This is a genomic window from Okeania sp. SIO1H4 (genome assembly GCF_010672695.1).
Lineage (GTDB): Bacteria > Cyanobacteriota > Cyanobacteriia > Cyanobacteriales > Microcoleaceae > Okeania > Okeania hirsuta.
In genome coordinates this window covers 1-13,332 of record NZ_JAAHGB010000036.1, presented here as the reverse complement: position 1 = coordinate 13,332, position 13,332 = coordinate 1, and the positions used below count along the sequence as shown (strand labels likewise).

Sequence of the window (13,332 nt, the reverse complement as noted above, 5' to 3'; positions counted from 1 at the left end):
ATCTCAAATCAGGTTGAATAACCTCACTTCAATTTAGTAATCATATGAACTATAAAAAAGAACGCTATGAATAATTTCCCTGCTTAAAAGACTGTACTTAGAAATATAGATTTTACTAAAAACAGAGTTTGACTCTAGCTAAATAATATATAGGCTATTCCTACTGACTCCTGACTGTTTGAAACAGCCTAAGTATTTGTAGCAAAAATTTTAGTATTTAATATCAGTAGGGGAAACAAAAAAAATTATACCTGAGTCTTATATGATTTTTTCTTTCCTAACAAACATAATTAATTCTATGAGCAATAACACAATCTCGTCCCTGTTCTTTTGCTTGATAAAGCGCCTGATCAGCATCTATTAATCATGTACGACAGATAATTGTAACGTAGGAATTACGCTACTTACTCCTAAACTTACAGTTACATAAGGACTTACTTTTGAACAAGCGTGAGGTATTTCAAACCTTTTGATTTCTCTCCTAATTAATTCTGCTCTTCGTAAAGCTTCCTTAATATTTGTATTTGGTAATATAACTCCAAATTTTTCGCCACCATAACGACAGACTAAATCTGTAGAAAATTTAGCTACCTTGCTAATAGCTTGAGCAACTTTTTTGAGGTATTTGTCTCCCTCTGGATGCCCATAACAATCATTATAATATTTGAAATAATCCACATCACAAAGGATGAGAGATAAATATTTTTTGTCTTGTCTAAGTTGCTCCCATTTTTGATGAAAATATTCATCGAATGTACGACGATTAGCCAAAGAAGTTAAAATATCAAAACTGGCAATTAGTTTTAAATTTTGGTTTGCTTTTTTCAGAGCTAACTCAGATTTTTTACGTTGAATTAATCCACCTAACTGAGTTGCCACAGCATTAACTAACTGTATAGAATTTTGATCTAATGTTTGAGAAAATTTCTGGAAAAATACTAAGATAGCTAAAACCTGTTTATCTAGAATAATCGGTATTCCCAATGCAGATTTAATACCTATTTTTTCGGCAATTTTAAAACAAATAAAAACTGAATCTTTTTCCTGATAAATATCTTTTACCCATTCTGTTTGCTGAGAATTCCACACCCTTTGTAGTAAGCTTTCTTGGGAGTTAAAGGTAATAATTTGATGCTGTTGTCGAAATTTCAAAGCTGCTGGTAAAGTACCGTTATTACTATTACTAGAATACCATCCTCTACTAAATTTGAGCATTGTAGCTTCTGGGTCAGGAATCCATGCTTCTCCAAAATCCCAATTCATTGTTTGACAAACTTCTGCTAAAGTTAATTCTAATGCTGATTCAATATTAACTTTTTTAAAAGTCAGCTTAACAAGTATAGCATTTTTAATACTGGTGAGGTAGCTTTGCCTTAGCAATATTCTGAATGCTAATTAGTTATGTAGCAGTAAATAATTTCCGACTGCTATATGAATTTATATTGATTTAGTTAATCATTTTTTCAATCTAATAATTGACTTTTATTTATCAATACTGAGCGACAACACAAGTTGATTTGGAAGCTGACTTTGGTGAAACTAAAGCCACTACATGAGGAACAGGACGTGGAGTATACCTGACTAAAGATTTACCTTCATAAACTAGAGACGTACTAGCTCCAGAATCTAACATAACTGCATCCCGAAATCCTACTTGTGCTAAAAGTTGAGCAAGTTTAACGGAACCAATTCTTTTATAAGATACACCAATGATAGGTTGACCACTACGATGAATACCCCAAAATGCTCGGTGACGAGGTTCGTTGAACTTGAATAATTCACCAAAACTTTCTGGTGGTTGAGGTTGATAATTTCTCACTAAAAATGCAGCTCCCACAAAAGCATCTGTAAAATTTGGCATCTCTGCTTTTATGCCTTTGATTGTATTGTGATTTTCGGGATTAAAAGGAATAAAATTTACTTGATCATCACTAATTAATACTAACGGACGATTCTTTAATTTATTGTTGTCATAGTTATCTCCAGGCACAAATTTTTTTGTATTCTGACTAAAAATCGGACCAATTACTTTGTTAGAATCTAGTTTTTCCAGAGAAAAAAATACTCCATCCACTCCAGCGATCGCCTCGTTTTTTGCCACAATATCTTTAACTTGATACCGACTATCTGCATGAATAGTTATTGGTTTTCCTCCAGAAATTAAAATTAATGGAATTCCTTGAAGAGTTATTTCATTTTTGATAATTTGACCAGTAAAATCAAACCCAAATTTCCAGGGAGGTAATTGTAATCCACCAAAAGTTTTTGCAATTGCCTTTTTTAATCCTGATTGACCAAAGCGGTCTATTGCCAATAAACTTTTTGATTCATTACTAAAGATATTTTTATTATTTTCCATTGTTAGTGCTGCTTCATATCCCGCTACTTTTACCCAAGCACTAACACGTTCATCATATTTACCTTCTGGATAAGTAAAATAGTTAATTTTTATTCCTAATTTTTTCTCTAAAATTTGCTTTGATTTGAAAATTTATGCTTGTAGTTCTCGGTCAGATAATTTAGTTAAATCTTTGGGATGAGTAACACTATGGGAAGCAATTGTGACTAATGAATTTTTTGCCATTTCTTGCAATTGTGACCAAGTGAGAGTAGAACGACCAACTATTTTGCCTTCTATTTTGTCTGTATATACTGAGAAAACTGCTGGATAATTATATTTTTTGAGTAGGGGATAAACTATTTCATAATGACCAATATATCCGTCATCAAATGTCAGAACTATTGGTTTTTCTGGTAATGCTTCTCCTGTGCGTAAATGCTGAATTAATTGGTCTAAGCTAATGGGTGTTGCTCCACTTTCTTGAATTAATTCAAGATGCTTTTCAAATTGTTTTACTGTGACATCAAAGGAAACTTTTTTCTTGGGCAAAATATCGTGATACATCATTACAGGAACTTTCCCTAATCTTGCTCGTTCGTGAATTGTCGGCCAAGGATTAGGGATGGTATTAGCAGCAACAATTGTTTGTTCTCCCAGTGTTGTAATTAAGTTAGCTAATCCCATTTCTGGATTCGTCATCCAGTTAGAAATAGTTAGTAACTTATTTACTGAATTATCGACTGATATTTCTGATAATTGAATATTGTCATTGTTGCAAGATTTAAGAGATTTCAAATTAGAGGTAGTTTGAGCAACTATTGGTTCTGGCAATAGTCCGATTAATAGAGTTAAACTCAGATATAAACTGAGTCGATTGTGATTGTTAGCCATTTTTAGTCGATTTTTGAAGGAACAGAAAAAGCAAATTTTGGAAAGTTTCCCACAGTTGTCTATAGGATAAAAAATGACAATCTAGTTTGAATTTATCTAAATATTTGAAAAATACCAATAAAAAGAATAGCAGGATTTTTTAGGCAGTTTATCAATATTTTTATTTGTTTTAATCAATGTATAACAGCTAACAAAAATAGGGATTAGTTGTTTAAAAAGAGGTTAACAAGAGATTAATAAAATTGTCAGCATTCAGCCATGGGGGGTCAGCTTTCCTCCTCCGGAGGAACTACGTTAACAGGAATTAGTAGTTTGAGGATTTGAGTAATATTGAGTCGTGAGCAAGTAGCTAATATATTTGGTACTTTTAATTCTGTTAAATCTTTCAACTCTGATTCCTCAAAAAAGGGTAATTAAGTTAATAGCTGATAGCTGACACCTGAATGCTTGCATAAAATTTTATATTTCACACCAAGCTAATCAAACCTTTACTTAAAGTTCAGATATAATTAACCTAATTAATTGTAATTGTGGAGAAAAAAATGAAATTCAACCGTCGTTATTTCCTAATTTCTCTCGGCAGTGCATTAGGATTAGCTTTTAATTCTTGCAAAAATTTTCAGCAAACCAAGACTACAAACGTAGAAAATTTTAAGTCTCAAATTCCCGGCAATCAGACTTTTAATCCCTCAGAAATATCGACTCCATCAACACCCGCTCCTCCAGGAATGTTTGCCCCAAAACAAGGAGATATTCGACTCGTAGTTATCAGCGATTTAAACAGTAGTTATGGTTCCACAACTTACCAACAGCAAGTAGAAAAAACTATTCCTTTAATATCTGAATGGCAGCCAGATTTATTACTTTGTGCCGGTGATATGATTGCCGGACAAAAACTGTCACTTACTGAAGAAAATATTCAAGCTATGTGGAATGGTTTTGACCGTTATATTGTCACACCATTACATCAAGCAAAACAACCTTTTGCTATTACTATTGGCAATCATGATGCTTCAGGTTATTTCAAAAAATCTGGGGATGGATATAAGTATGAAAAAGAGCGCAGACAAGCACAACTTTATTGGAGCAAACATCAAAATGATTTAAACATAAATTTTTTAGAAGCAGATGGATTTCCTTTTTATTACAGCTTTCTCCATAAAGAAATTTTTTATTTAATTTGGGATGCTTCTATGCTTCGGATTCCTAAACAACAATTAGAATGGGTAGAAAAAAGTCTCGCAAGTAGTCAAGCACAAACAGCAAAAATGCGAATTGTCATGGGGCATTTACCTTTTTATGCTGTTGCTCCTACTAAAAATAAAATTGGTGATGTTTTAGCTAAAGCTGATGAGTTACGAACTATCCTAGAAAAGTATAATGTTCACCTATATATTAGCGGTCATCATCATGCTTATTTTCCTGGTTATAAAGGTAATTTGAAGTTGCTTTATTCTGGTGCTTTAGGTAGCGGTCCGCGTACTTTAATTGGTAGTAACTTATCTCCCAGAAATACTTTGACAGTTGTTGATATTAATCTAGAGGAAAACAAGAGTTTTTATACTACCTATGACATGAATACTTTAGCAGTGGTTAATCCACAGGAGTTACCAGAAAAAATTACAGGTTTAAATGGTTGGGTTTTACGAGAAAAAGAAGTAATGTTGCCTAGTTAACAAAAATTGGGATAATCTGACATACTGTCTATCGAGGTAATTTAAAATTACTTGATTCTAGAGCTTTAGGTGGCGTCCTGCTGTTGATATTAATTTAGAGGAAAACAAGAGTTTTTATGCTACCTATGATCTGGAGACTTTAGTAGTGGTTAACCTACAGAAATTACCAGAAAAAATTACAGGTTGAAATGGTTAGGTTTTGCCGGAAAAAGAAACAATGTTGCCTAGTTATAAAAAATCAAGAGAATCTAACACACTGTCTATCTAGGTAATTTAAAATTACTTGTTCTAGAGCTTCAGGTAGAAGTCTGCATAATTTAATTAGTACTAACTTATCTCCCAGAAATACTTTGACAGTTATTGATATTAATCTAGAGCAAACCCAGAGTTTCTACACAACAGGTTCTGGAGACTTTAGTAGTGGTTAACCTACAGGAGTTATCAGAAAAAATTACAGGTTGAAATGGTTAGGTTTTGCCGGAAAAATAAACAATGTTGCCTAGTTAGAAAAAATCAGGAAAATCTAACACACTGTCTATCTAGGTAATTTAAAATTACTTGTTCTAGAGCTTCAGGTAGAAGTCTGCATAATTTAATTAGTACTAACTTATCTCCCAGAAATACTTTGACAGTTATTGATATTAATCTAGAGCAAAACAAGAGTTTTACCGAATAATTAAGGTGAAAAAGCTTTTCTGTAAAGAAGAAATAAATCCCAAAAATCCCCTTCGTCAATCCTATGGGTTTTTAGGAGAGGTAATTATCTTTTTCTTGATGAGTTTAATATCCCACCTGAAAGGGTTTCTATAAACCCCAATCAATTGTAGACAAAAAGTGGTTTGTCGAAGACTATTCCCATTCACTTTTGCCTTCTTCCTTCTCTCCTAGATAACTAAAGCCTTATTACTTTTTACTTCTTCTTTCTTATACCAATTAACTTTAGGGATGTCACAAATAGTTTCCAAGTTTAAATGTCAAATAATTGCCCGAAACTATCGTCTTATCAAAGTTTTTAGTCGATCAAATCTAACTTATAACCTCAGCATTCAGCCATTAGCGGTCAGCTTTCCTCCTCCGGAGGAACTACGTTAACAGGAATTAGTAGTTTGAGGATTTGAGTAATATTGAGTTTGAGTCGTGAGCAAGTAGCTAATTTATTTCAGAATTTTAATTCTGTTAAATATTTCAATTCTGATTCCTCAAAAAAGCGCAATTAAGTTAATAGCTGATGGCTGTATAGCTGACACCTGAATGCTTACCTTCTAACTTCTGCCTTCTGCCTTCTTCAATAATTGTTAAAACTACCTATGAGCAGTAGTTAATTCACAGGAATTACCAAAAAAAATTACAGGTTTAAATATAGTAATCCTAAATTGGTTGTGAAAATTTTTATAATATTTAATTTGAACTGAAAACATGAATAAATTCTAACTCCTGACTCCTGACTCCTAACTCCTAACTGCCAGCAAAATATTACAACTTAAATAGGATTGTTATAGTTAGGTTTTGCGGAAAAAAGAAACAATGTTGTCTAATTAACAAAAATCAGGATAATCTGACATACTGTCTGTTGTAAATCATTTTTGGCAATCTATCATGGCAACAATTAACAATAATTACCTCAAACTTAAAGCAGGATATCTCTTTCCAGAAATCGCCCGTCGCGTAAATACCTTCGCTGAAGCTCACCCAGAGGCCAAAATTATCAAACTAGGTATTGGGGACGTCACCGAACCCCTACCAGAAGCTTGTCGTCAGGCCATTATTAAAGCAGTAGAAGAAATGGGCGATCGCTCAACTTTTAAAGGTTATGGCCCAGAACAAGGTTATGGTTGGTTGCGGGAGAAAATTGCTGCTGAAGATTTCCAAGCTAGGGGATGTGATATTGATGCCTCGGAAATTTTCATCTCTGATGGATCTAAATGCGACACTGGTAATATTCTCGACATTTTTGGCCACGATAATACTATTGCCGTGACTGACCCAGTTTATCCGGTGTATGTAGATACTAATGTAATGGCAGGTAATACAGGAGATGTGAATGAAAAAGGGGAATATGAGGGTTTAGTTTATTTACCCATTACCGCAGAAAATAATTTTACTGCCGAACTTCCCACTCAAAAGGTAGATTTGATTTATCTGTGTTTCCCAAATAACCCAACTGGTGCCACTGCCACAAAGGAATATCTCAAGACTTGGGTAGATTATGCAAAAGCGAATAGTGCCATTATTTTATTCGATGCTGCTTACGAAGCATTTATTACTGATGCAAGTCTTCCCCACTCCATTTATGAAATAGAAGGAGCAAGAGAATGCGCGATCGAATTTCGCTCTTTTTCTAAGAATGCTGGTTTTACTGGTACTCGTTGTGCGCTTACTGTTATACCCAAAACTCTCAAAGGGAAAGCTGCTGATGGTAGCGATGTAGAATTATGGAAGTTGTGGAACCGCCGTCATTGCACAAAATTTAATGGAGTTTCTTATATTGTGCAGCGTGGTGCTGAAGCAGTTTACTCCGATGAAGGGAAAGCACAGGTTAAAGGGTTGATCGAATTTTATTTAGAGAATGCCAAAATTATTTGTTCCCAGTTACAAGCGGCAGGGTTAACTGTTTATGGTGGTGTGAATGCGCCTTATGTTTGGGTGCAGACACCTACAGGTTTGTCTAGTTGGGATTTTTTCGATAAGTTGTTGCAAAATTGTAATGTTGTCGGTACACCCGGTTCAGGTTTCGGTGCAGCAGGTGAAGGTTACTTCCGAATTTCTGCTTTTAATAGTCGGGAAAATGTTAATGAGGCGATGAAACGGATAACTGAGAAATTTAAAGTTTAGGTAGGCGATCGCTAAAATCAGTAGTAGGTTGGGCAAATATTCAGTGATGGAAAATATTCCTAACTCAAGCAACATTTGCCTACCTGCTTGTAAATCAAATGGAAAAACTATATGTCTTTTAGTAACTATAAAAGTATTAGTGCAGTTATCCAAGAATTTCAAATTACCTACATTGAATCTGATTTTATTTTGAAGACAGAATTTAGCATTCCTGAATATTTCAGAAATGATATAGAAATAGTTATGCGGGAAGGAATAGTTGATAATTCAGAATTTGCTATTTGTGAAAATTTAATTTATCCAGTTTTAAAAGAAGTCTGGAAATCTTATTGTAGTAAATTGATTTTGTGGAGTCATCAGTCGCTGATTTATAACGATAATCTTGCGGGTTTTCCAGAATATATTTTAGCGAAACGTTCTCCACTAGGAAAAGTTGTCTTTGACAAACCTTATTTACTTTTAGTAGAAGCAAAACAAGATAAATTTGAGGAAGGATGGGGGCAATGTTTGGCAGAAATGGTAGCTGCTCAAAAATTAAATGAAAACCCAGATATGATAGTTTTTGGGATTGTTTCAAATGGCAAAATTTGGCAATTTGGTAAACTACAAGCAAATATTTTTACTAAAAATATGACTTTTTATACTTTTCAAGACTTAGACCAATTATTTGCCGTGGTTAACTATATTTTTCAACAATGTGAACTACAGCTAGATTCTCAAGTCCTTGCTTAATCTTTGATCTAACTATAATCTAACTTTTTGTAGGGAACGTAACTTACTTATGTAAATTCTTACCTAGTGCTAAAATGATAAATATCTATAGCTATATTCAACTAAAAAAAAACAGATAAAAGTATTATGATTGACCCCTTAGAAATAGCCAAATATTTCATTATGCGGGCTTATCAAGATGGTAGAGAAGCTCAAATAACCAATATGAAAATACAAAAACTTCTCTACTATAGCCAATGCTTATATTTAGCCCTTAATGACGAACCTTTATTCACTGATGAAATACAAGCTTGGCGATATGGTCCTGTTTGTCCTCCTGCTTATAAATTTTACAGTAAATTTGAAGCCGAACAATTACCAATCCCGAATCAGGAAAGTATTACTAATATTCCCTCAGAAGTTAAGGAAGTTTTAGGGGAAACTTGGCAATACTTCGGTGAATATCATGCTTACTATTTAAGTAATTTAACCCACTTAGAATTTCCTTGGAAAAAAGCCAGAAAAGGTTTACCTAGTTATGCAAGTTCAACCGAACCTATATTATTAGAAGATATGCGTTTATTAGGAGAAGAAAAACTTTTAGAAATTGAGAAAGAACATCCTCACTACGCCCCCATGGTTTCTTATGTTTTAAAAACAGCAATAGAGTCTAAGGAAAAACCACAATATATTCAGCAAGGAGAAGTAAATGACTGGCTCAACTCCCTTCTTGATTGAGAAGCATACTAACTTTGAACGGAGTTTGAAAAAGTTAGTCAAAACCTACAAATCTAAACCTCAACAACAGGAATTTGTTCAGTTTATTAGTAAACACCTGGAAGAACTAATTATTAATCCTTATCCACCTAAAGCAAAATTTGAACCTTTACCAAGTGGTCTAAAATTACCTGATAAATGGCAATTTTATAAATTAGTTTTAACCATTGCTAAAGGTGCATCAGGACAAATTAGATTAATGTATTTAGTTGACGAGAAGGAAAGAGTGATTAAGCCTTTATGGATTTATAATCATCAACAATTTGAAAAACGACCTCCTGATCGAGATATTAAAGATGTTATTCAAGAAATTTTTGAGGAAAAATCTATTGACAGAGAAACTACTAAAAATGAAATAGTTGCTTGACTATTTTTGCTAGAAGTATTGTTTATGAAACCATTAATATTAGATATTTTTTCCGGTGCAGGCGGTTTTAGTCTTGGTTTTAAATGGGCAGGTTGTCAAATTATTGGTGCTATAGAAATAGATAAATGGGCATCAGAAACTTTTGCTTATAATCATCCAGATGCAGTTGTCATCAATCAAGATATTACGACTATTACTAATAAGGATATAGCAGCAATTTGGGGTAATAATAAACCACAAATTGTGATAGGTGGTCCGCCTTGCCAAGGATATTCTATTTGTAATAAAAATTATGGAGACCCTAAAGACCCTAGAAATAATCTTTTTAGAGAATTAATTAGAATAGCTGTAGTTTTTGAGCCAGAAATATTAATTATGGAAAATGTACCTAATCTGATAAAAATTAGGACTCATTCTCAAGTCAAAGTTATTGACATTATTGAACAAGAGTTTAATAAGATTGGGTATCACGTCTATATAAATATATTAGAAGCTACAGCATACGGAGTACCTCAAATCAGAAAACGTTTATTTATTGTTGCTTCAAAACGAGAACTAGAAAATCCTTTTCCCTTGCCAACTCATGGAATATTAACCAATCAGCAAATGTCTTTATTTGGAGAAAATTTAAAGTTCTGTCCGACATTATGGGATGCTATTTCTGACTTACCTACCTTAGAAGCTGGTGAAGGAAAAGAAGAGTCAAATTATGTCAAAAAGCCATTGAATGAATATCAAAAATTGTTGAGAAATGGAAATAACATTCTGTTTAATCATAAAGCCATGAATCACACTCAAAGAATGGTAGAAAGATTTGCCACAATGACTTGGGGAAGTTCTGGAAAAGATGTACCAAAACATTTACAACCACGGCAAAGAAACTCTAAAAAAATCTCTCAAAAAATCTACGACCAAAATAATAGAAGACTCCATCCAGATCAACCATGCCATACAATTCCAGCATCATTTTATGCTAATTTTGTTCACCCTTATCAACATAGAAATTTCACAGCTAGAGAAGGTGCAAGAATACAATCATTTCCAGATAGTTTTAAATTCATGGGTAAACCAACAGTTGTTAGTCATAAGCTACTATCTAGAGAAGGTCGTTTAGCAGAAAAACATTTATGTCAATACAATCAAATTGGAAACGCCGTTCCTCCTTTGTTAGCTAAAGCTATTGCTGATAATATATTAAAACAGTTGTAAAATAGAGCTAAATAAAATGTATGTTCATGGTCAGAATTTAGAGCAAAAGGAAAATCATAAAACGAAATATAGAGACGAAGATTCTCGGAGATATTTGAGAGAAATAAGAGAAAAATATAATGAGTGGAAATTGGCTAATGAAGGGCTAATTGGTCCATTGATTGAAAAAACAGACCAAGATAGTGAATTATTGATAAAGCGAGTAGAATTTTTGAATCAATATAAAGATTTTCTAGAACAACAACACTATGCTGAAAAATTTGATTCTCGTTCAAATCTCCATTCATCTGTGTTAGAAGAATTTATGTATTATCTCTTCAAAGATTTGGTTAGAGAATTTTCATCACAAGCTTTAATTGGTAAGTCTCGTACTTTCAAAGATATATTTTTTCGCTCTGAAAATTATCAGGATATGCTCAGTGATCCTCATGCTTTAATTGAACTAAAAGATAATGATTTTGCCATAGGAGTGAGAATTCACGCCCAAATGAATTGTCAAGGTTCTCAAGAATTAGAAAGTCATATTTGGGATGTACCTGCTGTAGTTATAGAATGCAAAACTTATTTGGATAAAACTATGCTTCAAGATGCAGCAACGGCAGTAGAACAACTTAAATATAGAAATCCTAACGCTATTTATATTTTAGTAGCAGAATGGCTAAAATTAACAGATGCCGTCAACTTACGAAAATTCAAAATAGACCAAATATATGTATTAAGAAAACAAAAGAATACAGATAGAGAATTCCGATATCAGAAAGGGTATATTAAAAATCCTATATATGTAGATGTGGTAGAACATTTATTTGTTAATATTCGAGATTACTTAACATCTGATTGGGAGGGCGGTATTAATTTTGGCTTGAAGCGTGGTTATTTAATTTAGCTAGCTAATCATTTTCATTGAAATTATTTCAACTGTGCCAGTTTAGAAAAATCACTACAACTGTCTACCTTCTTCTATGACAACTCAATAACTGTCACCTTCATACTAAGTTTCACGTAAACAGTTAACTTAGGATTGGAGTTAACAAAGGCAATAACACACAGTGACACCCTCTCATCTGGTCAGTTTATATCAAAAAGCTGCCAGAGATAAGGCAACACCTTGTGAAATATGCCTAAATCATTAAACCAAAAATAACTTAACTGAAAAACTATGAACTTAGTAACAACAATTAATTCCACTAATCAGACGCAATTTGACCTAGCTGGTTATTGCCATTCCACTCCTAACTATCTACAAACCAGAGCTAGAATCAATTATTTACTCGAACGCTATCTTTCTCAAGATATTCTCACAGAAAGACTATTAGACTTACCCCAACAATTTGAAAATCCTCAACAAAGACCATGGCAAAAAATTAATTGGCAAGCTATAAATCATAGTCAAATTATTGGTATCGAACCAAAATTATTTTTACAAGTAATTGCCTCCGCAGTAGAAATAGAAGCACCCATTCGTTCTTATTCCCAAGAAAGTTGGGGTTATTTACAAACAGCTCATCCTCAACTAGCTAGATTTATGGGAGGTGTAACTGATGAAAATGGGAAAATAATTGAAGTTGGCATTTGGGAAAAAGAAGAACGACAACACGCTCCTGCTTTTAGCAAGATTTATCAACAACTTACAGGGGAAAAATTACAGCAAAAACCTAATACCGTTCATGGTTATCAACCTACTGGAAATGTACGGGCAGAAATCTATAATCATGGAGTAGGTAGAATTAGTTCTGAATGGAGTGCTGTATCTATTTATATATGGTTAATGTCTCATTCTACAGGGGCATTACAAATGGCTATCGCTCAACCTTTACAAGATGAAGTTAATCATTTGGCTAAGTTTTGGGGAATCACTAGATGGGGTTTTGGTGATTCGGTTTTGCGGCGAGTTATTGGCAGTATCTCTCGTGTAATTAGACTCTTAAATCATCATCAAAAAGAGCGAACTTCTGGTCAAGATATTATCAAGTTTTCTCATCTCAAATATGGTCTTGAGATTGGTTATAGTTTGATGAAAGTAATGACACAAATGTGTCGTTGGAATTATCATTTAAAAGCTGATGCTTTGAGTCAAGTTTTTGGTAATTATCTCAGTCATGCTTCCGAAACTAAAAAATAAAATGAGGCGTTGCTGAATTAGAGTATGATATTCATTTTAATTACTTAGTAAGGATTCAGGAGGTAGTCTGACTGTAGGGAATAGTCAAAAAAGTTCCTACTAATACCACTATCATCACCATCCACCGAAAGCTAGTAGGGGGAATACCTAACAATAGCCAAGAAAATAGCGAAGTGAAGATTGGGTAAGTAAAAAATAGAGTTAATGCCACCCCAGTTTCAATTAATCCAATAGACATATAAAGCAGTGCTAAGTAAAGAAACATTAGCATCCCGCCACCTAGTGCAGGATGGCAGAAATAAGTGACCAGTAGAAGCAATGCCTTCTTCCTGAGATAGAATACTCAGAAGTGTGATCGCGATCGTAAAATAAATGGTCAATAGCCAAGCTAAAAATGATCGGCATT

13 protein-coding genes are annotated in these 13,332 nt (G+C 33.5%); 8 read left to right on the top strand and 5 right to left on the bottom strand.

Annotated elements, in window-relative coordinates:
- Positions 1-360 precede the first annotated feature (360 nt).
- The 3 genes from F6K06_RS20720 to F6K06_RS20710 form a co-directional block, all read right to left on the bottom strand.
- On the bottom strand, positions 361-1,380 hold the full coding sequence (locus F6K06_RS20720; protein WP_287241405.1) for a sensor domain-containing diguanylate cyclase: 1,020 nt from the start codon (positions 1,378-1,380) through the stop codon (positions 361-363).
- A gap of 109 nt (positions 1,381-1,489) precedes the next feature.
- Positions 1,490-2,359, bottom strand: coding sequence for a phosphodiester glycosidase family protein (locus F6K06_RS20715; protein WP_287241403.1), 870 nt, complete (start codon positions 2,357-2,359; stop codon positions 1,490-1,492).
- 132 nt (positions 2,360-2,491) lie between these two features.
- Positions 2,492-3,232, bottom strand: coding sequence for a polysaccharide deacetylase family protein (locus F6K06_RS20710; RefSeq protein WP_287241401.1), 741 nt, complete (start codon positions 3,230-3,232; stop codon positions 2,492-2,494).
- Positions 3,233-3,774: 542 nt separating this feature from the next.
- Here F6K06_RS20710 and F6K06_RS20705 point away from each other — a divergent pair.
- From F6K06_RS20705 to F6K06_RS20670, 8 genes are all read left to right on the top strand, one after another.
- Positions 3,775-4,908, top strand: coding sequence for a metallophosphoesterase (locus F6K06_RS20705; protein ID WP_287241398.1), 1,134 nt, complete (start codon positions 3,775-3,777; stop codon positions 4,906-4,908).
- 1,596 nt (positions 4,909-6,504) lie between these two features.
- On the top strand, positions 6,505-7,740 hold the full coding sequence (locus F6K06_RS20700; protein WP_287241396.1) for an LL-diaminopimelate aminotransferase: 1,236 nt from the start codon (positions 6,505-6,507) through the stop codon (positions 7,738-7,740).
- A 111-nt stretch (positions 7,741-7,851) separates the two neighbouring features.
- Positions 7,852-8,472, top strand: coding sequence for a hypothetical protein (locus tag F6K06_RS20695; protein ID WP_287241394.1), 621 nt, complete (start codon positions 7,852-7,854; stop codon positions 8,470-8,472).
- Positions 8,473-8,598: 126 nt separating this feature from the next.
- Positions 8,599-9,189 carry a Panacea domain-containing protein gene (locus tag F6K06_RS20690; protein ID WP_287241392.1) on the top strand — a complete coding sequence of 197 codons (591 nt, stop codon included), beginning with the start codon at positions 8,599-8,601 and terminating at the stop codon, positions 9,187-9,189.
- Positions 9,161-9,595, top strand: coding sequence for a hypothetical protein (locus F6K06_RS20685; protein WP_287241390.1), 435 nt, complete (start codon positions 9,161-9,163; stop codon positions 9,593-9,595). Before F6K06_RS20690 ends, F6K06_RS20685 begins: the two co-directional genes overlap by 29 nt.
- Positions 9,596-9,619: 24 nt before the next feature.
- Entirely contained in the window at positions 9,620-10,804 is a 1,185-nt protein-coding gene (locus tag F6K06_RS20680; protein ID WP_287241388.1) for a DNA cytosine methyltransferase, read from the top strand.
- A 16-nt stretch (positions 10,805-10,820) separates the two neighbouring features.
- Complete coding sequence (locus tag F6K06_RS20675) at positions 10,821-11,690, top strand: Bpu10I family restriction endonuclease (protein WP_287241386.1); 870 nt, start codon at positions 10,821-10,823, stop codon at positions 11,688-11,690.
- Positions 11,691-11,963: 273 nt separating this feature from the next.
- On the top strand, positions 11,964-12,926 hold the full coding sequence (locus tag F6K06_RS20670; RefSeq protein ID WP_287241384.1) for a hypothetical protein: 963 nt from the start codon (positions 11,964-11,966) through the stop codon (positions 12,924-12,926).
- Positions 12,927-12,981: 55 nt separating this feature from the next.
- On the opposite strand, the gene F6K06_RS20665 is transcribed toward F6K06_RS20670, so the two are convergent.
- Entirely contained in the window at positions 12,982-13,191 is a 210-nt protein-coding gene (locus F6K06_RS20665; protein WP_240038945.1) for an EamA family transporter, read from the bottom strand.
- The coding region (locus F6K06_RS20660) for a hypothetical protein (protein WP_287241383.1) at positions 13,145-13,332 on the bottom strand (188 nt) is incomplete at its 5' end. The genes F6K06_RS20665 and F6K06_RS20660, both read right to left, overlap by 47 nt.

What these genes read in the sequence shown, in the direction of transcription:
- F6K06_RS20675 (WP_287241386.1), top strand. Translation starts at nt 10,821, where the DNA reads ATGTATGTTCATGGTCAGAATTTAGAGCAAAAGGAAAATCATAAAACG.
- F6K06_RS20705 (WP_287241398.1), top strand. Translation starts at nt 3,775, where the DNA reads ATGAAATTCAACCGTCGTTATTTCCTAATTTCTCTCGGCAGTGCATTA.
- F6K06_RS20690 (WP_287241392.1), top strand. Translation starts at nt 8,599, where the DNA reads ATGATTGACCCCTTAGAAATAGCCAAATATTTCATTATGCGGGCTTAT.
- F6K06_RS20680 (WP_287241388.1), top strand. Translation starts at nt 9,620, where the DNA reads ATGAAACCATTAATATTAGATATTTTTTCCGGTGCAGGCGGTTTTAGT.
- F6K06_RS20710 (WP_287241401.1), bottom strand. Translation starts at nt 3,232, where the DNA reads ATGGCTAACAATCACAATCGACTCAGTTTATATCTGAGTTTAACTCTA.
- F6K06_RS20695 (WP_287241394.1), top strand. Translation starts at nt 7,852, where the DNA reads ATGTCTTTTAGTAACTATAAAAGTATTAGTGCAGTTATCCAAGAATTT.
- F6K06_RS20715 (WP_287241403.1), bottom strand. Translation starts at nt 2,359, where the DNA reads ATGGAAAATAATAAAAATATCTTTAGTAATGAATCAAAAAGTTTATTG.
- F6K06_RS20665 (WP_240038945.1), bottom strand. Translation starts at nt 13,191, where the DNA reads ATGTTTCTTTACTTAGCACTGCTTTATATGTCTATTGGATTAATTGAA.
- F6K06_RS20670 (WP_287241384.1), top strand. Translation starts at nt 11,964, where the DNA reads ATGAACTTAGTAACAACAATTAATTCCACTAATCAGACGCAATTTGAC.
- F6K06_RS20685 (WP_287241390.1), top strand. Translation starts at nt 9,161, where the DNA reads ATGACTGGCTCAACTCCCTTCTTGATTGAGAAGCATACTAACTTTGAA.
- F6K06_RS20700 (WP_287241396.1), top strand. Translation starts at nt 6,505, where the DNA reads ATGGCAACAATTAACAATAATTACCTCAAACTTAAAGCAGGATATCTC.